The organism is Acinetobacter calcoaceticus (assembly GCF_016508255.1).
Taxonomy (GTDB): Bacteria; Pseudomonadota; Gammaproteobacteria; order Pseudomonadales; family Moraxellaceae; genus Acinetobacter; species Acinetobacter calcoaceticus_E.
Window position 1 is genome coordinate 145,173 of record NZ_JADVKT010000002.1, and the last position, 21,139, is coordinate 166,311.

The following is a 21,139-nucleotide window of genomic DNA, read 5'->3' on the forward strand; positions in this document are numbered from 1 at the left end:
CTCCAAGGCAATAGACCTGAAGAAGAGAGGCTGACATGAACCGTGTTATTGCGTGTATTGACTCATCACCGTGTATTAATGCTATTGCCGATGCAGCAGCATGGGTTGCTAAAGCAACCGGACGAGAACTTGTATTATTACAAATTCTAGACTATTACCCTGCAAGTTATCATCTTGGTGAAATTAGTGGCGTAATTGGCTTTGAAAGCAATGCAATGCTGCTAAAAGAGTTAGCTGAGCTGGAACAAAAACAAAGTGAACTCGCTTTAGACTATAGCAATAATTTACTCCGTCATATTTCTGATCTTATTAAAGAAAAACACGATATTACCTGTTCAAAAATTCAAGAAAAAGGTGATTTTTTAGAGCAAAGTTTTAATCTCTTGCATGAAAATGACATTGTAATTTTAGGTCGAGTCGGGGAAAGAGCTGCCGAAAAACATAAACCAATTGGGAGTAATGTTGAAAACTTTATTCGTGGAGCTAACTGTACTATTTTGACGATTGGTGAAAACTTTAAAATACCAACACGATTTATCTTCGCCTATGAATATTCACCAACTTGCCAAAAAATGATGCGCCGTATTGCGCAAAGTGATTTATTGAGAACCCTCCAATGCCATTTGGTTTATGTAGGCGATCACCCAGAAATTTTAAATGAACCTGAGCATTACCTTAAACAAGCAGGCATTGATGTCGTGACTGTATACCGCTATGGCGATGTTGCACAAAATATTTTAGAGTACCAACAAGAACATGGTATTCAAATTATTGTGCTAGGGGCATTTAGTCATAGCAAGATTCATCAATTCTTCTTAGGAAGTATTGCGACAACTATATTCCGAAACGCGACTGTGCCATTGCTTGTGGCTAAATAATAAGATTTCCATATAGTTATCCGCAAATCTTGTGGATAACTATATGGAAAAGCAACAGTAATAAAAGTAATTTATTGATTATAAATAAAAAAATAAAAAAGCTGTTTTTTTAACCGTTATTTCACAATTGCAATTGCGAAGCCATCATGGCCTTTTGAACCAACCGTTTGCAAGGCTGTACACGACAATATTTGTGGGTGGTTTTCGAGGGCTTTAAACATTTCACGAATGCCTTCAATACTTGGTTTTTTATTATCTGGATTTAAAATATCCCCTGCACGAATCACATTATCAAGCACAATAATCGTACCTGATCTGGAAAATTTAAGGCTCAATTCTAAGTATTCCGGATATCCCTGTTTATCTGCATCTATGAAAATAAAATCAAACGGCTCAATAGACTGAGGATCAATTGCAGAAAGAATATCTGCGGCTCGGCCAGCTTTAAGTTCAACTTTTACAGGAAGATTGGCATGATCGATATTTTTTTGTGCCATTTCTGCGTGAGTATCACGGCCTTCTATCGTCAGTAAATAACCATCTTCAGGTAAAGCACGGCCTAGCCAAATTGTACTGTATGCAGCAAAGGTTCCAATTTCTAAAACTCGTTTGCATTTATTCATTTGAATAAGCATCTGCAAGAACATTCCTTGATTAGGAGCTACTGCAAGATGATTTGAAAAGCCATGTTCATCGGTATTTTTTAATGCATAGTCGAGTCGCGGGTCTTCGGGAATTAAATGTGAATCGATATATTCGTCAATGTCTGTCCACATCTGCTGCATAATCAAATTTACCTATATGTTGATAGGGGTATTTTAAACGTTTATGCCTAGAGTGCAAAAATCTTCGTTTGTAGAAATTTTGGTTGATTATTGAATAAGCAAATTATTTTTTCTAAGCTGCTTACTCAAATTAAAAAATGAGCATAAAAGGCTCATTTCTTGCTTATTGTTTTAATGTTTAATTAGGAATGTATAAATAAGATGGATATTACGTTTGGTGCTTTCACAAATGTAGATTTTGAAGATGCTATGGACGTTTATTGTTCAGCTTTTAGTCATGAGCCATGGAATGAGCAATTTGATGATTTAGGACCAATGAGAAAATATTTTGAGAGTTATTTCCAATATTCATGTTCTTTTGGCTTTTGTGCAAAATGGGAAAACAAACTAATTGGCGTAGGAATGGGACATATTCATCCGACCATACAAGGAATTCGTTATTATTTAGATGATTTTTTTATTCATCACCAATATCAGAGAAATGGAGTTGGTTCTAAGCTTTTAAATTATATAGAAGGAAAGTGTAGAGAAAATAATATAGAAACCATTGTTTTGCATACGTTGAGAGAATCTATTTCAGAAGATTTTTATAAAAAGCATGGTTTTAAAACCCGTTCAAAACTTAGCTCTTTAGCTAAACGCTTGTAGTGGGCTTCAGTAAAAACTCCTTTCAATCGAAAGGAGTTTTTTTAATTAGAAATTACACATTGAACTGTTTCGGGTTAGGTCAGGTCCCCAAGTACGATAGCCTTGAGTGTCGATATGAATCTGTCCGGAGCTATATAAACCCACACCTAAGTTTAAACTTTGACCATGCTGAGCCCAGAATTGACACAATTTAAACTTTGTATTTTCAATAAAAGCATAGTCTTGTGGCTGTGGAACTTCTGGTCCAATTCGGAAATCAATTGCAGAGTTAAACAAGTGTTTAGAAGAGCTTGCACCACCAGCACACTGGTTTAAAGGCAGGTCACGATAAACTGAAGTCACTTCAAAGTCGGTTAAAATTTTTGCGGCAACTAAATATTTAAATACGCGTAGGGTAGATAAGGAGTTATTCCATAGCTCACGGTTTGGTACAGCATATTCAGAACTACCGCATTTTTGCCAATCACGAGCCGATCTTAATAATTCAAAACTTGGTACGATACCTGCTACTTCATTACGTGCTAGAAATCTTTCATATTCACGTACACGTTCATAATGATCACCTGTATTCAACCAGGCACGATAGGAAGTAGGCTCAACTTTAGGGGGAATCGGGCGCTCGATAATAACGCGCTCTTGTGGAATAAAGATTCGTTTACCACTTGGAGAGGTTTTGCCTGTTGTTGTGTGTTGGGGAGAGCTGGCACAACCTATCATAACCGCTGGGATTATGCATAAGGGCACCATACTCTGCAAAAACTTCCGCATAAGAAAAATCAAAAGCTTATAAATATTGCAGCTATTTTAATGCAAAACAGTGCACAAATTACGAGGAATTTGCAATGAAATGTTTGAAAAGGGTATAAAAAAGATCAGCGGTTGCTGATCTTTTTTTGAAATTACTTTTCAAGATATTGTAATTTATCAGGTTTACCGTTCCATTCTTCACGGTCAGCCGGTTGATCACCAATTTGAGTAATGTTAGGCCATTTTTGAGAAAGATCAGCATTTAATTCAATAAATACTTCCTGACCTTCTGGTAACTCGTCTTCAGAGAAAATTGCATTTGCTGGGCACTCTGGTTCACATAATGCACAGTCAATACATTCATCAGGATTGATCACTAGGAAATTCGGACCTTCGTAAAAACAGTCTACAGGACAAACTTCTACGCAATCTTGGTATTTACATTTAATACAATTTTCAGTGACAACAAAGGTCATGGCGACAGCTACCTAAAAAATATGGTTTCATTTCGAATAGCTTATTTTAGGCAAAAAAGGGGTAAACAAACAATTGCTTTTATTGATATTCTTTATTCATGCATATGAAGATAAGTTAATACGTTGATAATCAAATAGATCTTCTATCCTTCAGATGTGCTAATCCATAAAATTAAAATAATAATATATTTTATAAAACAATTACTTAAAAAATATTTTCTTTAAATCTTTAGATGTCATTTAAGTCAAGGTATCTATTTTATTAAATGTCTTAACTGCTCATTTTTTCTTTTATAAATTTTGATTTTCTGCTTTTTCATTGGAAATCACTTCAATTGGTAGAGCTAAAGGGTGCAGAGTAAATGGATATCTTCAGGTTCAAGTTGCCAAAGTTGTTGATCTGGAGCACTTAAGGGTTGTGCGCCATGCTTAATATAGAAATCTACAGTGCGTCGACTTGGGGTTGCTGAAATATACAATTGCTTTGCACCGAGTTGTTTGGCGGACTCTTTTGCAGCTTGCATAAGTTTGGCACCAATGCCTTGTCCTTGCTGGTCAGCATCTACATAGAAATAGTGGAGTAATTTAGCGTGAGGGTAATCCGCTATGAGCTGATTTGATACCACACTGATGCCAACGAGTTTTTCAGAGGCATCAAATGCACCGATAAATATTGAACCTTGGTCATAGAGTTGTTTGAGTTTAGGTGGGTCATTTTCTAAATGATATGCGTCCCAATGTTGCACATCAAAAAAACAATCAACTAAGTTTAGATGTTGCTGATTTTGTATGTAGTTTTGAGTAATTAATTCACGACGGCTAATCTGCTGCCAAATAAGATCGATTTCAGAACGTTGCAAAGATCTTAAAAACATATAAATATTATTCTCCGAGATGAATAAGCAGACCTAAGCCTGCTTATTCGGATGTGGTTTATTAAGATTTGAGTGCAGCTTTCAGCTCATAGAGTTGTTCAAGTGCCTGACGTGGCGATAAGTTATCGACTTCAATTTGCTTAAGTAAATCTAGAGCAGGGGATGAAACTTCTATTTCGACAACTTTCTCTATGATTTGTGAACCAGAGTTAGCATCTGGTGGAGCAAACAAATCGTTTTGAAAGCTGGTTTGTAGATGTTGCTGCTGCTGTTTCTCTAGAATACGTAAACGCTTTTGAGCTTCTTTAATGACATTGGCAGGAATGCCCGCTAATTTTGCCACTTGTAAACCATGACTTTGGCTTGCAGGGCCTTGTTGAACCTTATGCAATAAAATCAGATTGCCATTAAGCTCTTGCGCCGTCACATGATAGTTATCAATTCCTGCTTCACTACCAAGTTCAGTCAACTCAAAATAATGTGTAGCAAATAGACATAAACATTTTACGCGCTTGGTTAAATCAACCACGCAAGCCCATGCTAAAGACAAACCATCATAAGTACTGGTTCCACGGCCAACTTCATCCATCAAGACAAGTGATTGATTAGTGGCATGGTGCAGAATCTGTGAAGTTTCTGTCATCTCAACCATAAAGGTCGATTTGCCTGTAGATAAATCGTCGGCTGAACCAATACGCGTGAAAATGCGGTCAATTGGACCAAGCTTGGCTGCTTTGGCTGGAATATAACTACCACAGTATGCCAATAAACTAATTAATGCCGTTTGACGCATAAATGTTGATTTACCGCCCATGTTTGGGCCAGTAATAATTGCCATACGGTGCTGAGCATCAAGGAAAGTATCATTTGGAGTAAATGGTGCTTTATTTAATGCTTCAACAACAGGGTGGCGACCAGCCTGAATTTTAATGCCCGTTTCAGGGGTAAATTCAGGACGCGCCCAATTGTTTAAACGTGCTTGATGAGCAAAGTTAGCAACTACATCAATTTGAGCAATTGCTGAACTCATCATTTGAAGATGAGCAATATTTTCGCGAAGATTTTCAAGTAAAGCTTCGAATAATGCTTTTTCACGTGCTAATGCACGCGACTCGCTCGACAGTACTTTATCTTCAAAACTTTTGAGTTCAGGGGTAATGTAGCGTTCAGCATTTTTTAACGTCTGACGACGGATATAGTCTGCTGGTGCTTGTTCTGCTTGAGCACGAGTCAGTTCAATGTAGTAACCACTTACACGGTTATAACCGATTTTAAGGGTATTAATGCCAGTACGTTCACGCTCTTTAATTTCTAAATCAATGAGGAATTGACCTGCATGATCACGGATTTGACGTAATTCATCGAGGTCGGCATCATAACCTTCTGCAATTACATTGCCATCACGAAGTAATACAGGTGGATTTTCAACAATCGCTGCCATTAAGTGTTGATGAAGTGCTTTAAAATCACCAAGTTCTTGATCGAGTTGAACGAGTAGTTTTGATTTTTTTGCTTGAATGACTGATGTTAGCGCCGTTCTTAAAGCTGGAATTTGTGCACATGCATGACGAAGTTGAACTAAATCGCGCGGTCGCGCACTGCCTAAAGCAACACGGCTAAGCACGCGTTCAATATCACCAATTTCTTTAAGCACTAAACGAACAGGGGTTTCATGATATCCCTGAATGAGTTGCTCAATTGCATCTAAACGAGCATCGAGCAATGCAGTATCACGAACAGGTTGCATCAGTGTGCGGCTTAATAGGCGGCCACCCATTGCAGTTTGGCAGTCATTTACCAGTTGGAATAATGATGTTCCATGTTCAAATAATGGTTCAATAATTTCTAGGTTACGGCGCGTGATTGGGTCAAGCGCAATAAAGTCTGTGCTTTGTTCAAGTTGAATTGAACGAATATGTGGTAATGCAGTTTTTTGTGTTTCTTTTGCATAGTGAATGAGTGCAGCGGCAGCAGCTTTAGCTAAAGGCAATGTGTCTAAGCCAAAACCTGAAAGCGTTGATACCGTGAACTGATCACATAGGGTTTTTTGTGCATTATTTAGATTGAAGTCTACATTTGGACGTTTGGTCACGGGGCAATCTAAGTGTTTTTTAATTTGCTCAATAATATGAGTATCGACCAAATCTTCATCAATCAAAATTTCACTTGGCATTAAACGCGCAAGTTCAATCGGCAATTGTTCTGGCTTGTAATCTTGCTGTTGAACTTTAAAAATGCCTGCGCTTAAGTCGAGTAAAGCGAAACCAATCTGGTTTTGATGAATGCATAATGAGACTAAATTAGATGATTGATAACTACTGAGTAATGCATCATCAGTTAAAGTACCCGGAGTAAGAATACGAACAACTTTACGATCAACCGGACCTTTACCTGTCACTTCCCCAACTTGTTCGCAAATGGCTACAGTGCGCCCAGCTTTGACAAGACGTGCAAGATAACCTTCTGCCGCGTGATAGGGAACACCCGCCATTGGAATAGGTCGGCCACTGGCTTTACCACGATGAGTTAAGGTAATACCTAAAAGTTTGGCTGCTAAATGAGCATCTTCAAAAAAGAGTTCATAAAAGTCACCCATACGGTAGAACAGCAACGCATGTTGATAGTCCGTTTTGACTTTCAGATATTGCTGCATCATAGGTGTATGAGAAGATAAGTCAGCCATGATTTCAGCGCTATTCATGCGTATTAAACCCTTAAAAAATCAATAATAAATAAGTTAACTTTGAAAGTTTGGTTATCCAACCAATTCTAACAACTTCTGTGTAAATCTGACTTAATCTAAGAAAAAAGTATACGTTTAAGTGTACCTTTTTTAGTGTCAATATTGGGTTAACAGTGTGTGAAATTAACTTAAATTTTCACGGTTGCAATCTTAACAAATTGAAGCTGATTGACAAAAAGGATTCCTAAAATAGTTGAGGAAATAAACAGCAAAAAGAAAGTGGCCTTATCAGCTTAAACTATCACTCAATTTCTGCTGCATAAAATCAATGAGTGCTCTTGTTTTAGCGGGTAAGTAACGGCGATCTGAATAAAGTGCAAATAATTGCAATGGAGCTGCTGATTGTTCGAATTCAATCTCGATTAAACGTCCATCGCTAATGTAGGGTTGGCAGGCTTGTTTGGATAGAATTGCAAAACCGACACCTGATATCGCAGCTTGTCCTGCCATCTCTCCGCTGTTTACCCGATAATGCCCTTTAACCTTGATGGTCTCGAATTCTCCCTTTTTATTGACAAACTGCCAAGGGGCACCTTTGAGTGCACTTACCGTTGTAATACAGGGCAATTCTTCAAATTGCTGGATATGAGTAGGGGTACCATAACGCTGAATGACAGAGGGGGCTGCAACAATGGTGCAAGGGATAGTCACCAAATGACGGGCAATGTAGTCACTGTTATCCATCTGACCACGGGTAATAATGATTGCTAAATCCAGATCATCTCGCAGAGATTCGAAACCTGACAAATTAGTAACGCAGCTGATCTCTAGGTCTGGGTACTGACAAGCAAAATCGGCAATAACAGAACCCAGCAATGCAGGACCTATTTCATTGGGAATACAGATCCGTAATGGGCCTTTGAGTTGCATTTGCCGCGACGTTAATTCTGTCTCAGTTTGCTCAAGTGCTTCCAGTAATGGTTTTGCTCGGGTGTAGAGTAGTTGCCCCGCCTGAGTGAGTTTCATATGTCGGGTGCTACGCTCAATGAGCTGAAGATCCAATTTTTCTTCTAACTGAGAAATACAACGACTAACGTTTGATGTTGGTATTTCAAGGATTTTCGATGCCCCAACAAAACTTTCTCTTTCAACCACAGCAATAAACACTTTCAGGGTATTAAAGTCAAAAGCCGAACGCATCAATTGTCCCATATTTGATAATAATGAGTGTCATTTCTACCATATAATAAACACCATTGATAGCAGTTAAACTCGGATATCTTTCATCCATAGGTTGCTTGCTATGCCTTTAGGCACACAAACATTTAATCATAAAGCCCTCATGCGGATAGCCATTGTAATTGCTTTTGTCCAGTTCACGAATGCGCTGGAATATATGGTGTTCAACCCTGTTTTTGTTTTTATGGCATCAGATTTCGCAGTGCCTGTATCATTCTCTGGCTATGTGTCCGGCATATATACACTTGGTGCTGTCCTTTCGGGAGTTATTGCTTTTTACTGGATTGGTCATTTCAATAAGAAACATTTTTTAATCGCCAATATGGTGCTATTAGCTCTACTGACACTTTTGACTACATGCACATCCAGTTTTAGTCTTCTGCTTGCACTACGTTTTTGTGCAGGTTTGGTTGGCGGTACGACAATGGGCGTGGGTATCAGTATATTAATAAACAACGCGCCGTCTAATTTGCGTGGAAAAATGTTGGCGACAGTGATTGCTTCATTTTCGATAGTAAGCATTGTAGGAACGCCCACGATATTATTTTTGTGCACACATTATGGTTGGCATGTGGCTTTGTGGATAATAAGTGCATTGTGTGTGTTGGCTTTGCCATTGATTGTATCCATTATACCCAAAGACCCAGTCTCTTTAGACACGCTCCCTAAGCAGCCTCTCGATGCGAATACTTTATTGTTCGCCTCTGGTAATGCGCTTGTACAGTTTAGTCCAATGCTGGTCATTCCTATTCTGGCACCATTAATGACACAGCAGTTGGGCGCTTCGCAAGACTTGTTGCCTTGGCTCTTTTTCTGTGGGGGCGTGATAGGTTATCTGTCTACAAAAATTACAGGGGTGTTAAGCTCCCGTTTTTCTGCTTTGATGTTGGCTACAGGTTCGACCATTGTCTTTATATTGAGTTTGCTCATACCAATTCTAGGCTATCAGCATGCGACGTTATTTATTACTTTATTTCTCGGTGCATCTTACAGTCGTTTGGTGTCATCTTCGGTGGTTTCGATTCAGTTTCCTGACGATAGACAAAGAGCTGGATTTTCTTCATTACAGACATCAATCATGTATCTGGTTACAACCATCGCATTTTTCCTGTCCGCTTTTCTATTACCTGATCATGGCATGACACCACAAAATCTAAACAAGTTACTGGTGATATGTGCAATATCCGCATCAGGATTTCCAATTCTTATTATTATTCTGCAAAAGAAACTGGCTCAACGTTTTCATCAGAGATAATTCTAAAGTCGCTATTTAAAATTTTGCTTATTTCAAGAGAGATACGACATATTTTTTTGTGAAAAAAATATATACTATGGGGGAGTATGAATAAAAGACCAGATATATGGAAATCAACAGTAATTTAGAACGCTACCATTCTCATCAGTTCGATGAGGGAAACCCTCTGGCTCAAAATAAAATTCTAATAGCGACCATCTTAACTGCCTTAATGATGATTTTTGAAATTGTGGGTGGATGGATATTTAACTCCATGGCACTTTTGGCTGATGGCTGGCACATGAGTTCACACATGGTTGCGTTAGGGCTGGCTTATTTTGCTTACAAAATGGCCCGCCGTTATGCCTATGACAAACGCTTTAGTTTCGGAACGTGGAAAATAGAAATTTTGGGGGGATATAGTAGTGCAATCATATTAATGGTTGTTGCTATCTTGATGGGAGGTCAGTCTATTGATCGATTGCTCCATCCCGTCGATATTCATTACAATGAAGCGATTCCTATTGCTGTTGTCGGTTTGGCTGTCAATATAATCTGCGCATGGTTATTACATAATACTCATGAACATGATCACCATCACGATCATGAGCATAGTCACCACCACCATGATCATCATCACGATTTAAACCATAAGGCTGCGTTTATTCATGTGGTTGCCGATGCCGTAACTTCGGTATTAGCCATAGTTGCACTTATTGCTGGTAAATATTTTGGATGGAACTTTTTAGATGCTTTATTGGGGATCGTGGGTGCCATACTGGTTGCGCAGTGGTCTTGGGGGCTTTTACGTGACACAGGAAAAACTTTATTAGATGCTGAAATGTCACATCCAGTTGTTGCTGAAATACAAGAAGTGATTGAACAATTGCCCCAAGTGAAAATTACGGATTTACACGTATGGAAAGTGGGTAAAGAAAAATTTTCATGCATTTTGGCTTTAGAAACGAATAGATCAGATTTAACACCTGATTTGGTCAAAAAAGCGTTGTCTATTCATGAAGAAATTGTCCATGCCAGTGTAGAAATACATTTTGTCTGAGCCTCTCTGTAGAGTTTCGATTAAATCACTGCTAAAATCCACAGCATTGTCATTGGGGAGTAGCCATTCCTAGTACCCAACTAGGAAGAACACGTCAACAAACTTGAGATCAGTGTCTCATGGCGTGTTCAGCCACTGTATATATACAGTATGAGCTAGGCGAGACCTTTGGCCGCAACGTACTTTGCTAGTCGGGCGAGGAGCGTTGTCGCGCCAATGGTTTCTTATTCGCCCGGCTGGAACTATTCCTATGCTCCTCACTTTAATCTTATTCTTTTTGTCCGCCGGGGCAATTTACCTAGCCTGTGAATATTTCGTTAACGGAATTGAATGGTTTGGTAAACGTCTTAATCTTGGTGCAACCGCAGTAGGTTCAGTGCTCGCAGCTTTTGGTACAGCGTTACCAGAGAGTGCGGTGACTTTCATGGCCGTGGTATTTGGTAATACTCCAGAACAAAAAGACCTTGGTGTTGGGGCTGCCATGGGTGGTCCACTTGTTTTGGCTACCTTGGGTTACGCCGTAGTTGGTCTGGTATTAATCCTTCATCGTAAGAAGTTGGCCCGAACCTCACATAAAGTACAAGTTGATTACGCTCGTTTAAGTCGAGATCAAGTTTCATTCCTTGCCATCTTTGTATTAAAAGTAGCGCTTGGTTTAGTGGCTTTTGCAATCAAGCCTTGGTTAGGCGTGTTGTTTTTAGCGGCTTATGCAGCTTATGTCTGGCGTGAGATTAAGGAAGCTGACACAGCCTCAGATGAAGAAGAACTTGAACCCCTCAAATTTCGTCCAAATACAGACGAACCATCTTTAGGTTGGGCTGGTCTACAAGTATTAGTGGCTTTAGTTGTGATTAGCTTTGCATCACACACTTTTGTCGCTCAACTTGAAGCGATTGGCACACTCCTAAAATGGCCGCCTCACATAGTCGCCTTGTTACTAAGCCCCGTAGCTACTGAATTACCTGAAATCATGAATGCTCTGATTTGGGTACGCCAAGGCAAAGAGCGTTTAGCTTTAGCGAATATTTCTGGGGCGATGATGATTCAGGCTACCATACCGAGTGCATTGGGGATATTCTTCACACCGTGGCGCTTTGATTCGCTGTTATTAGCATCGGGCATTATCACCACATTGGCTATTATATTTCTTTGGAGCTTGTTCCGACGTGGTGTAGTCAACGATCGATCGTTGGTCGCAGTAAGTGGTTTGTATGCTGTTTTTGCATTTCTAGTTGTCATTTATCTTTGATAAAACTGAATGATTTATCCTTACTTTTTAATGATCTAATTTAAAATAAATGTCATTTTGTGTGCTTTACTGCAAGAGGGTTGAGCACTATCCTTTGCCTGCTGTTCTACATTACCAGTCGGTTTTGATGGACCGATTTCATAGAAGCACTAAAGGTTTCATACTTTTAGTGTTTAGCTCCTCGTGCTCTCTCTACGTGGAATGATTTGACCCATAAAGTTGGACCGTTAATTAAGCGGTTTTAAAAACTGATTTCTGTATTGTACAGGGGATAAACCTTGTAGCTTCATCTTATTATTTTTTAAAGCTGTTTATTCGATGAAAAATAATAATTTAAATGATACAGCTTATACTTTGCTTTGTTATTGCTGAGCGACCACATGATAATGAAGAGTTCCTGCTATTACTATCTCACAACTGAATATTACAATGGGATCTGTTAAATTTGATGATCTCGGTCATTATTACTTTTTAAGTAAGCGAGGTTTGAAATGAATGAAATATGGGGATATCATTATAAAGAGGGATGGACTCACCAGCATAATTTTATTGCCGCTTACCTCACTTTATTTAATGAAAAGGATATATCTAAAGCTATAATTGCACTTGGATATTTTGGAAAATTTGGGGTTTATCAAATAGATGATTCAATACTTGGAAATCCAATAGAAGTATATGAGTTACAAAATGATTCTACACTCCCAAAATATTTAATTGAATATTGTCCAATAGGGGCTAATGTAGATTATTTTGTAGCATATAATATGCCAAGTTTAATTGATCTTTTAAATAAGTTAGCCCCATTAGTTCATGCAGTAACAGCATGTAATCAAATTAATGATACACTTTTGAATTAAAAAAATAATAAAATCAATAAATTAAATTTTAATAAATTCTAGCTGCCAAATTTTTTAATTTTAATATTTTTTTAAATAAATTTTACATTCTTGTTTCATTAAATCACTTGTCTATAAGAAAATAATAGATTAGTCAATTTCATTAGTTTATTCAAGATCAAGTTGATTATCATCTTTGGTTACTTTGATTTTTAACTTTTTATATTTTCGTTTGTTTGGATCAATTGCAGAATTCATGACTTCATCTGCGAAAGATGAGCATAACATCAATTTTGTGTATGCTCGGTAACCTATCAAAATTCTGCGTAGTGGATAGTCCGTTCTTGCAGAGTGGGTCATTGCAGCATATAGATATTTATCTAATCAAAGAAGGGTTGTTTTTTAAATGATGTAAAAATTGGAAAGAAAAGCCTTAAGATTACATATTAAAGTATTTTAAATATACAATTTCTTATTTTATTACCTGTAAATTTAAGTAGATAAAATAAAATTAAAATATTTTGTTAAATGGTGAAAATTACGGATAATAAACCTTGCTTCAAGCAACAGGTTTATGTGTATTATAGATAATTGCGATCAATTATTGGCGGTGGCATAGTTGATAGTCAAAAAGAAAGGCTGATCAAAATACTTTCAAAGTAGACAACCATTATTCTGATCATGGTTCTCAATATAATAAAGAGTATTTTCATTTAGATAGGTAAATAACTTGACTTCTATCAGGAAAAAAAGAGTTGAATTAATACTGAATTTGAGATTTTAGTTACCTAAATTAAAATAAATAATTTACTCAAAAAGAGGGTTGGTTTTGAGGCTATCTTCTTAATTAAAATAAATTTTAAATATTTTTAGATTTAATTTTTGAAATTTATTTATACATAATTATTCATTAATCTAATTTTTTATCATGTAATCTAAAGAAAATCATTTAGTTCAAATTTTAGGTGTCTATATGGGAGATCGATCAATTGAAAAAGATAAAATTTTGAATTATCTCACCAAACAAAATGCAGAGAAAGAAATCGAGTGCGAGTGGCTACGGGATATTATTATTCGGTTAATTGATGAGATTGAAGATGGCCGCTTACAAGTACAGCTAATTCGACAAGTAAATGAAGAACTTGTGTTATTAATACAAACACATATCGACGCAGATTTTAATTCAAAAGATTTAACTAAATTTAAAAATTAATTAGATTGTAAATTTTTCGAAACAATAATATATGTAATGGAGTAGATTTGATTGGAGAGTGGTTGAGTTTAGAAAAATTTAATGCTAAGAATTTGGCATTGCAATAGATTAATTTGAAAATAATATCATGTATAGTTTTTGAATTTTCATAAAATGAAATAATTTTTACTATAAAAAATAATATTCAAGAAGCCAAATATATTTGGCTTCTTGAATATTATTTAAATTTCATCTACTTATTTTTTTCTTCATTGTTTTTAGTTGATGAGGAGTTTCCTGATTTAGGGGAGTGGACCGGTTTTTCAGTTGTTTCCTCATTAGGTTTTGAATTAGAATCATTTTGATTTTGGGTTGCTTTTTTTGAAAAGTCTTTGAAATCAGACATTTTAAACTTCTTAATAAGTGTAGGGAAACTTGATAGTACACCTTTAACTGACTTACATTACGGTAGTTATGGAAGGAGTATGTAGAGATATGTTCCTTTATATACTTTAATATCGAAATGATACTTAAAAAACTTATATGTTAGTTAGAGTAGTGAAATTGAAATGTAGGAAATGCATGAATTAACAAAGATTTTAAATTTATTTTACTTAACTTTCTTAAAATATAAACATAATTTAATATTTATATCATGTTTTTAAATAAATGTGATAAAGTTGTTTCTGTTTTTACATAAATGTTGTTGTTTTTTCAAATTTATATTTAAAATTTACATATTAATACATTATATTCATCATAATTTAATTTGTAGAATAACTATATAGGCGCTCTTCCTGAAGAGATGGAGATAAAATGCCCTTACATATAATAATAGCAGAACGAGTCTATCAAAAAATTTCTGATAAAAAACTACTGTCAGATCGACTTATGGATCGATTAAATGATTTAATTCATATAATTCGTGATGAAATTAAAAATACTCCTTTTAAACTCAAATATAACTTTATTGATTTTGAGGAGTGTTTGAGTAAACCTATGCAAGATTGTGTAGTAAAACTTGATTTAAGTCTAATCCCTGCTTATAAAAATAAAGATGAATACATCCTTTGGTTGGCAAGTTTTATTGAAAAAATTACAACTGGAGGAAAGCCAACACTTCCACCTATTCGAAATTTTATTCCTTTGGGTTTTAAATTTTACGATAATTCTGGAGTGATCATTACATGTGAACCAAACAGTGAGATTGAAAATCTAATTACAAATTATTTTAAATCCAAAGACTTTAAAAGAATTATAAAGAACAAAAAACACTATTTATAAGCTAGAAGTAGCTGACCACTACACTTCTATATCCCTTTTTATTAGTAGCCGCTTTTTTTGGGCGGTTTTTTAATAATTTTACTCACTCAGGTCTAAAAGTGTTTCTTTATCTATATTTTATAATTTTTATTTATCTAGATTGTGAAATTTATAATCAAAATTTTAAAGTTTTCTTGAGAATGTTTTAATAATTAAAATTTTTAATTAGTGGTGAAGCAAAAATTAAAATAATAGAAAATATAGGAATTTAAAATATTTATTATTATGATAATAAACAACAGTATCACATTTGGATACACTTGTATTGTATCTATGTAAAGGTAAAAGGACTATGTTTATTAAGTGTTAGATAATCATCTACACACCATTAAATAGGAGAGACTCTAATGTCTCAGGACCAAGTTAAAAGCGATCAAGACAAATCAAAAGAGCAACAACAGCAGCAACAAGATGGTAAAGAGTTTGAACCTAAAACTCCTGATCAAAAAGATGTAGAGAAACTAAATAAAAATGAGAAAAAATCATAATATAATAAATTATATTTTTTCTTAAAAATGGTTGGTGGAAAGAATAACTATTCTTTTGCCAATTTATAAAATTAAGAGGAATATTTTAATATGTATTTTATTATATTACTTTTAATTTTTGCTTATATTTTGTTTAAACTTTTTTCAAAAGTTAACTTGGAGCTCCCTGAAAGTACTCTCAAAATAGCTGGAAAAATATTTACAGAAAATAAAGATTTTTTTGAACATGAAATAATTGTAATTTTATACCAAGAAGAATTAATAACTTTAGTCGGCAATGAAAATAGTGATAAAATGAAGGTTTTTAAAAATGCTGTGATATGTCTCGAAAAAGAAACAAATAAAATCGCAGTATATATAGATACTTTAAGGGTCGGATATCTTAATAAAATAAACTCCTCTAGTTTTGTTAATTTTTTAAAAATAAAAGGTTTTAGTGAGAGAGATGCTTTTGAAGTTGATGCAGTTATAATTAGTGAAGAATCAAACCAATGGAGTGTGAAGCTAGACATACCATACGATATGGAAAAGTTTAGATTTGATAAATACTAAACTCCAATAAGTATTGGGTTGATTTTTTATAAGATATATTTTGGTACATTTTTTTTAGTATTGGAAGTAAAAAAAGATCATAATTAATTGTAGTGATAATAAAAAGGAGAAAAGATATGGAACTTAGAGCTGTAAAAATGCATAAAATGTTTAGAGAGTTTCATGAAGAAAAAGAACTCGGCTATATGGGGGAATATGATGAAAAACATAATCTTGTAGCGATATATAATATTTTAAAAGAAAAAATGAAGAAAATAGACGGAACCTATCAATGGATTCTACCTTCATCAGGTGAGGTATTTTTTGTTGAGGAAGACCCAATCTATATTCGTTAATTAATTTTATCGTTATTTTAAGCAGGGAAAACACCTGTTTATAAACTAAATTTTAATAATAAAACTGAATTATTTATCCTCACTTTTTAGTGATCTAATTTAAAACAAATGTCATTTTGTTTGCTTGACTGCAAGAGGGTTGAGCACTATCCTTTGCGTGCTGGCCTACATTGCCAGTCGGTTTTAGCAGACCGTTCCGAAAAGCATTAAAGGTTTTATACCTTTAGTGTGTACACCCTCGCGCCCCCTCTACGGTGGAACGGAGGGGGACACCTTCGGGTGTGCTGGGTTTTTTCGGCCAGTCTGCTAACCCCCTTCGTTCTGCCACCATAATTTTAATGTCTGGCAGAACTCTCAATAAAAAGGAGTTGGCTTTGTACATTCTTAATTTCTTGGCTCTCGATGCCAAAAGCTATAACGACACAACTTAAAAATTTAAAGCAGCTTGATCACCCTAGGGTTTTCAGGCTTTAAGTCATTACGGCTCAAAAAACTTGCATTAACAATAAAACTTGAGATGTGCCAAGCACAGTCTTTACGGCTTTGCTGTGCCTTTTTTTCTCCCAAAAAGGGCACAGGCTTTTTTCATCTCTTTTACATACAACAAAAATTTAATTTATAACGGTAAAACTATGCCAAATTTAGAAATGTCTTCCAAAAAATTACATATTATTGATACCTCCATTCGTCTCTTAACGACTTATGGGTTTCACACAGCAGGTGTTGACCTGATTGTGAAAGAGTCAGAAATACCCAAAGCCACGCTTTATAACTATTTCGGCTCGAAAGAAGGTCTGATTGAAATGTGTATTGTCTTTCAAAAAAGCCTACTCAAAGAAGAAGTGCTTGCCATTATTTACTCAAATCGTTATCGAACCTCAAGTGATAAACTCAAAGAAATTATCCGTTTACATGTCGATTTAAATAGTCTTTACCACCTTTTGCTTAAAGCCATTTTTGAAATAAAACTGCTTCATCCAACGGCTTACCGTATGGCAGTTGAATATCGAAAGTGGCTACTTCGAGAGCTTTTTGATTTGGTCTTTAGTCTGGAAACCAATGCATTTAATCCTGATGCTCATATCGTCTTAAACTTAATTGATGGCTTGATGCTACAGGTTTTAAGCTCTAATAGTTTGGATGAAAGGGATGTGGCTATAGAGAGTTTTTTTAAGATACTTATTTGAGATAAGTTCATTATTCATATAAATAGAGATAAAAGTCATTTTATTGACCTCTTAAAAATATATTAGTTAAAAATCTGATTACTTCAAATCAACCAGATTTTTTAACTATTGTTCAATTAAGGATTGTGATCTTTGGGATAAATCTGATCGAAATAAGCTGCTTAGGCGATAAGATAGATAAATATTTTTTTGATATTCCAATAAATAAGGTTTTAAAGCTTCTTTAATATTCTCAGCGTTTTTAGATTCCGTAATAATACGGGTCTATACCAACAGCTATATAATTTTCCTGAATAAAGAGCTGAGTAGCAGTGTTTAGAATGATTTCTCGTTTTGATTGTTTTTTAAATTTTATTTCTGCGTTCATAATAGGGTTATTGCAATGAGTTGCAGTGTTAAGTTTGTTATTTCAGTGGACAGATGGTGGTTAGACTAGTAGCCGTGAATGAAAGTTAGATAAAAATAGACAGAACTGTACGTATTTAATAGAATATATTATTTTCTAATTTATATAAACGTAATGTTTAATAATATTTCCTATATTTTAGAGAGTTTTGGTTTTCTCTCACAACATCGTTCGGTATATCTCCAGTTTTCAGATGCCTCCTTAAATAGTCAGGTTTTTTTACAACGCATAGATGGGCAACATTATCTTAATCAAGGCATGTCAGCAGAGCTGATTTGTTTATCAACTAATGCTCATATTGCACTTAAACAATTTATTGGGGTGCAGGTTGCTGTTGATCAGATAACAGATCAAGGAAGTTTTTTCCGTACTACAGGTATTATTACGGGAGCATCGCAGGGGCAAAGTGATGGTGCTCTAACCTTATATAAGCTCACCATAAATGATCCAACCTATCTCTGGCATAAACGCAGAAATAGTCGTGTGTTTATGAACAAGAGTGTGAAAGAAATTACTGAGAGTCTGTTTCAGGAATGGCAGGGGAAAAGTCCATTATTTGCATCTAGTCTGACTTTAGATTTAAGCGGGTTGAAACAGACATACGATATCCGTCCTTTTATTATGCAGCTCAATGAAAGTGACTATGACTTTTTAACCCGGCTTTGGCGTAGCGAAAGTATTAACTGGCTCATTGATGAAGCTGAGCTGACTGTACCAAGCAATACAGATCATATTCAGCCACAAAAGTTACGCCTCATTGACGACAATAGCCAATATCAGGCGCTGACCAGAAGAACGATCCGTTACCATCGAAGTCATGCAACCGAACAATTTGACAGCATGACCAGTCTGATCGCTGGTCGTAGTTTGCAGCCGACTTCTGTTTTTGTGCAGCGTTGGCAGTCAGATGTATTACAGCAAACAGATGGGGCAGGTAGTGTACAAAGTACACATCAACATAGTGCTAACTATGACAATCAACGTTTAAGTCTCGAAGATGCATGGCACTTTAGTCCTGCATGGATGCAAGATTTAAAAGGGGAAGATGGTGCAACATCCGCAAGTAATCAACAATTGGAAAAATTTAACCAGAACCTAAGTGCTCACCATGATGCCCAGTCTAAGCAATTTATTGCTCAAACCTCGGTACGAGATACACAAGTTGGCTACTGGTTTGAACTGAATGAACACCCTGAAATTGATCTGCATAGTGGGGCAGATAAAGAATTTCTGATCATTGGTAAGCATTACTACAACCAAAATAACTTACCGAAAGACCTAAACCAGCAACTTCAAGCATTAGTTCAACAAAGCCATTGGCAAGTTGGTCATACAGACGAGCGCCAAGGCAATGAACTAGTTTTACAACGTCGCAATATCAAGACAGTTCCAGAATATCAGCCATTACACGATCGACCAGAAGCCTCTGTACAACGTGCCCGTGTAGTGGGGCCAGAAGGTGAAGAAATTTATGTTGATCAATGGGGACGTATTAAAGTCCGCTTCCTGTTTACCCGAGCCGATGACCATCGCCATGATGGTGGGGCTGGAAGTAACGACAATGACACTGATTCGGCTTGGGTTGATGTTTTAACCCCGTGGGCTGGAAAAGGTTATGGGGCACGCTTCTTGCCACGTGTTGGTGAGATCGTGGTGATTGATTTCTTTGATGGCAACATCGACCGACCATTTGTGGTGGGACGTATTCACGAAGCTGAACGGCATCCAACGCAGTTTGACCAGAAAGGACAACTACCAGACACTAAAAAGCTGAGTGGCATTTGTTCACAAGAAGTTGATGGTAAAGGCTTTAACCAACTCCGCTTTGATGACACTACAGGTCAAATTAGTGCTCAGCTACAAAGCAGTCATGGGGCTAGTCAGTTAAACTTAGGTAACTTAAGCCATCCAAAAGACAGTGCGACAAGCGAAGATCGCGGCGAAGGCTTTGAACTTAGAACTGATCAATGGGGTGCAGTTCGAGCTGGAAGTGGTTTACTCATTACTACGCATAAACAAGATCAAGCTCAAGGCACGCATTTAGACGCAGCCGACGTCAAGCAACAAATAGAAGGTGGCCTTAATAATGCCAAGGCACTCAGTGAAGTTGCGAAAAACCAGCAAACTGACCCACTGGATATGCTTGAGAACATTCAGGCTTTCTTAGAAATTCTCAAACAAGAAGATCCTAAAAAGGCTGCTGAGTTTCAATCAGCGGTAATGCTGTTGGCCTCTCCAAAAAGTATTGTTCTAGCCAGTAATGAAGATATTCATATAGGTGCGGATGGTCAGTTAAGCCAAAGTGCTGGAGATAGCATTAACCTAAGCACTCAAAAGAACCTGATTGCACACGCCCAAAATAAAATTAGCCTTTTTGCAGCACAACAAGGGGCTAGACTCTATGCGGGTAAGGGCAAAGTTGAGATACAGGCACAAGCGGATGGGGCTGACTTTATTGCCCGTAAGGGAGTTCAAATTATCTCGACGGAAGATACTGTTTATATTACTAGTCCAACTGAAATTAATCTGACTGCAAATGGGTCTCAAGTGAAACTCAATGGTTCAGGCATTTTCCCTGTCAGTGGTGGCAAGTTTGAAGTGAAGGCTGGGCAGCATAAGTTTATGGGAGGCGGGAGTGCGAATGCGAATGTTCCTGCGTTGCCGAAATTAGAATTTGCTCAATCTCCTTATTCTGCTCAATATCAATTATTTAAAGCAGATGGGAGAAATTTTCAAGGTTATAAATACTCTATTTATGACTCAAAAAATAACTTAATAAAGCAAGCCGTTACTGATAATCAAGGTTTGACTGAACAAGTAGTGACTGAGAATAGAGAAAGAATCATAGGTTATAAATCTGTAATGAGAGAAAGTGAGCGTATTACTGAGAATTGGGAAGCTAAGCTGGAACAGGTGGCTAAGAAAATGAGTTCAGGAGGAAAATAA

At 36.3% G+C, this 21,139-nt stretch carries 21 protein-coding genes and 1 riboswitch; of the genes, 13 read left to right on the top strand and 8 right to left on the bottom strand.

All coding sequences use genetic code 11. The features are described 5' to 3' along the window. Nucleotides 1–35: 35 nt before the first annotated feature. Complete coding sequence (locus tag I5515_RS04680; RefSeq protein ID WP_016138696.1) at nucleotides 36–878, top strand: universal stress protein; 843 nt, start codon at nucleotides 36–38, stop codon at nucleotides 876–878. Between the two features lie 116 nt (nucleotides 879–994). On the opposite strand, the gene I5515_RS04685 is transcribed toward I5515_RS04680, so the two are convergent. Next, entirely contained in the window at nucleotides 995–1,663 is a 669-nt protein-coding gene (locus I5515_RS04685; RefSeq protein ID WP_199964987.1) for an O-methyltransferase, read from the bottom strand. Between the two features lie 201 nt (nucleotides 1,664–1,864). Here I5515_RS04685 and I5515_RS04690 point away from each other — a divergent pair, with 201 nt between their 5' ends. Further along, entirely contained in the window at nucleotides 1,865–2,311 is a 447-nt protein-coding gene (locus I5515_RS04690; protein ID WP_199964988.1) for a GNAT family N-acetyltransferase, read from the top strand. Between the two features lie 45 nt (nucleotides 2,312–2,356). On the opposite strand, the gene I5515_RS04695 is transcribed toward I5515_RS04690, so the two are convergent. From I5515_RS04695 to I5515_RS04715, 5 genes are all read right to left on the bottom strand, one after another. Beyond that, the gene (locus I5515_RS04695; protein ID WP_199964989.1) at nucleotides 2,357–3,079 is read right to left on the bottom strand and encodes a D-Ala-D-Ala carboxypeptidase family metallohydrolase; all 723 of its coding nucleotides are present in this window, start codon (nucleotides 3,077–3,079) and stop codon (nucleotides 2,357–2,359) included. Between the two features lie 131 nt (nucleotides 3,080–3,210). Continuing rightward, complete coding sequence (fdxA, locus tag I5515_RS04700; RefSeq protein WP_003650851.1) at nucleotides 3,211–3,534, bottom strand: ferredoxin FdxA; 324 nt, start codon at nucleotides 3,532–3,534, stop codon at nucleotides 3,211–3,213. Nucleotides 3,535–3,878: 344 nt separating this feature from the next. Beyond that, the gene (locus I5515_RS04705; protein WP_199964990.1) at nucleotides 3,879–4,409 is read right to left on the bottom strand and encodes a GNAT family N-acetyltransferase; all 531 of its coding nucleotides are present in this window, start codon (nucleotides 4,407–4,409) and stop codon (nucleotides 3,879–3,881) included. A gap of 61 nt (nucleotides 4,410–4,470) precedes the next feature. After that, nucleotides 4,471–7,110 (bottom strand): DNA mismatch repair protein MutS, encoded by a 2,640-nt coding sequence (mutS, locus tag I5515_RS04710; RefSeq protein ID WP_199964991.1) that lies wholly within the window; start codon nucleotides 7,108–7,110, stop codon nucleotides 4,471–4,473. A gap of 270 nt (nucleotides 7,111–7,380) precedes the next feature. Then, nucleotides 7,381–8,292, bottom strand: a complete 912-nt coding sequence (locus tag I5515_RS04715; protein WP_199964992.1) for a LysR family transcriptional regulator — start codon at nucleotides 8,290–8,292, stop codon at nucleotides 7,381–7,383. Between the two features lie 103 nt (nucleotides 8,293–8,395). Here I5515_RS04715 and I5515_RS04720 point away from each other — a divergent pair, with 103 nt between their 5' ends. The 4 genes from I5515_RS04720 to I5515_RS04735 all read left to right on the top strand — a co-directional run bounded on the left by I5515_RS04720 (nucleotide 8,396) and on the right by I5515_RS04735 (nucleotide 12,731). Then, entirely contained in the window at nucleotides 8,396–9,586 is a 1,191-nt protein-coding gene (locus I5515_RS04720; RefSeq protein ID WP_199964993.1) for an MFS transporter, read from the top strand. 106 nt (nucleotides 9,587–9,692) lie between these two features. Then, a complete protein-coding gene (gene dmeF, locus I5515_RS04725) occupies nucleotides 9,693–10,625 on the top strand; it encodes a CDF family Co(II)/Ni(II) efflux transporter DmeF (RefSeq protein ID WP_199964994.1) in 933 nt (310 codons plus the stop codon). A 38-nt stretch (nucleotides 10,626–10,663) separates the two neighbouring features. Next, nucleotides 10,664–10,865: riboswitch (yybP-ykoY riboswitch) on the top strand. Nucleotides 10,866–10,875: 10 nt separating this feature from the next. Beyond that, nucleotides 10,876–11,874, top strand: coding sequence for a sodium:calcium antiporter (locus I5515_RS04730; protein WP_199964995.1), 999 nt, complete (start codon nucleotides 10,876–10,878; stop codon nucleotides 11,872–11,874). Between the two features lie 491 nt (nucleotides 11,875–12,365). After that, nucleotides 12,366–12,731: a hypothetical protein gene (locus I5515_RS04735; RefSeq protein WP_199964996.1), complete on the top strand. Its 366-nt coding sequence runs from the start codon at nucleotides 12,366–12,368 to the stop codon at nucleotides 12,729–12,731. A gap of 147 nt (nucleotides 12,732–12,878) precedes the next feature. Here I5515_RS04735 and I5515_RS04740 read toward each other — a convergent pair whose 3' ends face one another. Beyond that, the gene (locus tag I5515_RS04740; protein WP_199964997.1) at nucleotides 12,879–13,070 is read right to left on the bottom strand and encodes a hypothetical protein; all 192 of its coding nucleotides are present in this window, start codon (nucleotides 13,068–13,070) and stop codon (nucleotides 12,879–12,881) included. Nucleotides 13,071–13,683: 613 nt separating this feature from the next. On the opposite strand from I5515_RS04740, the gene I5515_RS04745 reads away from it, so the two are divergent. After that, nucleotides 13,684–13,923, top strand: coding sequence for a hypothetical protein (locus tag I5515_RS04745; protein ID WP_199964998.1), 240 nt, complete (start codon nucleotides 13,684–13,686; stop codon nucleotides 13,921–13,923). A gap of 232 nt (nucleotides 13,924–14,155) precedes the next feature. Here I5515_RS04745 and I5515_RS04750 read toward each other — a convergent pair whose 3' ends face one another. After that, on the bottom strand, nucleotides 14,156–14,308 hold the full coding sequence (locus I5515_RS04750) for a hypothetical protein (protein WP_199964999.1): 153 nt from the start codon (nucleotides 14,306–14,308) through the stop codon (nucleotides 14,156–14,158). A gap of 410 nt (nucleotides 14,309–14,718) precedes the next feature. Between I5515_RS04750 and I5515_RS04755 the strand changes: the two genes are divergently transcribed. From I5515_RS04755 to I5515_RS04780, 6 genes are all read left to right on the top strand, one after another. Next, entirely contained in the window at nucleotides 14,719–15,186 is a 468-nt protein-coding gene (locus I5515_RS04755) for a hypothetical protein (RefSeq protein WP_199965000.1), read from the top strand. A 386-nt stretch (nucleotides 15,187–15,572) separates the two neighbouring features. Beyond that, nucleotides 15,573–15,713 carry a hypothetical protein gene (locus tag I5515_RS04760; protein ID WP_199965001.1) on the top strand — a complete coding sequence of 47 codons (141 nt, stop codon included), beginning with the start codon at nucleotides 15,573–15,575 and terminating at the stop codon, nucleotides 15,711–15,713. A 90-nt stretch (nucleotides 15,714–15,803) separates the two neighbouring features. After that, entirely contained in the window at nucleotides 15,804–16,265 is a 462-nt protein-coding gene (locus I5515_RS04765) for a hypothetical protein (RefSeq protein ID WP_199965002.1), read from the top strand. Nucleotides 16,266–16,411: 146 nt separating this feature from the next. Beyond that, nucleotides 16,412–16,600, top strand: coding sequence for a hypothetical protein (locus I5515_RS04770; protein WP_199965508.1), 189 nt, complete (start codon nucleotides 16,412–16,414; stop codon nucleotides 16,598–16,600). Between the two features lie 632 nt (nucleotides 16,601–17,232). Next, nucleotides 17,233–17,787: a TetR/AcrR family transcriptional regulator gene (locus I5515_RS04775; RefSeq protein ID WP_199965003.1), complete on the top strand. Its 555-nt coding sequence runs from the start codon at nucleotides 17,233–17,235 to the stop codon at nucleotides 17,785–17,787. A 520-nt stretch (nucleotides 17,788–18,307) separates the two neighbouring features. After that, the gene (locus I5515_RS04780) at nucleotides 18,308–21,139 is read left to right on the top strand and encodes a type VI secretion system Vgr family protein (protein WP_199965004.1); all 2,832 of its coding nucleotides are present in this window, start codon (nucleotides 18,308–18,310) and stop codon (nucleotides 21,137–21,139) included.

Coding starts and splice junctions, on each gene's coding strand:
- I5515_RS04680 (WP_016138696.1), top strand. CDS start 36: ATGAACCGTGTTATTGCGTGTATTGACTCATCACCGTGTATTAATGCT.
- I5515_RS04685 (WP_199964987.1), bottom strand. CDS start 1,663: ATGCAGCAGATGTGGACAGACATTGACGAATATATCGATTCACATTTA.
- I5515_RS04690 (WP_199964988.1), top strand. CDS start 1,865: ATGGATATTACGTTTGGTGCTTTCACAAATGTAGATTTTGAAGATGCT.
- I5515_RS04695 (WP_199964989.1), bottom strand. CDS start 3,079: ATGCGGAAGTTTTTGCAGAGTATGGTGCCCTTATGCATAATCCCAGCG.
- fdxA (WP_003650851.1), bottom strand. CDS start 3,534: ATGACCTTTGTTGTCACTGAAAATTGTATTAAATGTAAATACCAAGAT.
- I5515_RS04705 (WP_199964990.1), bottom strand. CDS start 4,409: ATGTTTTTAAGATCTTTGCAACGTTCTGAAATCGATCTTATTTGGCAG.
- mutS (WP_199964991.1), bottom strand. CDS start 7,110: ATGAATAGCGCTGAAATCATGGCTGACTTATCTTCTCATACACCTATG.
- I5515_RS04715 (WP_199964992.1), bottom strand. CDS start 8,292: ATGCGTTCGGCTTTTGACTTTAATACCCTGAAAGTGTTTATTGCTGTG.
- I5515_RS04720 (WP_199964993.1), top strand. CDS start 8,396: ATGCCTTTAGGCACACAAACATTTAATCATAAAGCCCTCATGCGGATA.
- dmeF (WP_199964994.1), top strand. CDS start 9,693: ATGGAAATCAACAGTAATTTAGAACGCTACCATTCTCATCAGTTCGAT.
- I5515_RS04730 (WP_199964995.1), top strand. CDS start 10,876: ATGCTCCTCACTTTAATCTTATTCTTTTTGTCCGCCGGGGCAATTTAC.
- I5515_RS04735 (WP_199964996.1), top strand. CDS start 12,366: ATGAATGAAATATGGGGATATCATTATAAAGAGGGATGGACTCACCAG.
- I5515_RS04740 (WP_199964997.1), bottom strand. CDS start 13,070: ATGACCCACTCTGCAAGAACGGACTATCCACTACGCAGAATTTTGATA.
- I5515_RS04745 (WP_199964998.1), top strand. CDS start 13,684: ATGGGAGATCGATCAATTGAAAAAGATAAAATTTTGAATTATCTCACC.
- I5515_RS04750 (WP_199964999.1), bottom strand. CDS start 14,308: ATGTCTGATTTCAAAGACTTTTCAAAAAAAGCAACCCAAAATCAAAAT.
- I5515_RS04755 (WP_199965000.1), top strand. CDS start 14,719: ATGCCCTTACATATAATAATAGCAGAACGAGTCTATCAAAAAATTTCT.
- I5515_RS04760 (WP_199965001.1), top strand. CDS start 15,573: ATGTCTCAGGACCAAGTTAAAAGCGATCAAGACAAATCAAAAGAGCAA.
- I5515_RS04765 (WP_199965002.1), top strand. CDS start 15,804: ATGTATTTTATTATATTACTTTTAATTTTTGCTTATATTTTGTTTAAA.
- I5515_RS04770 (WP_199965508.1), top strand. CDS start 16,412: ATGTTTAGAGAGTTTCATGAAGAAAAAGAACTCGGCTATATGGGGGAA.
- I5515_RS04775 (WP_199965003.1), top strand. CDS start 17,233: ATGCCAAATTTAGAAATGTCTTCCAAAAAATTACATATTATTGATACC.
- I5515_RS04780 (WP_199965004.1), top strand. CDS start 18,308: ATGTTTAATAATATTTCCTATATTTTAGAGAGTTTTGGTTTTCTCTCA.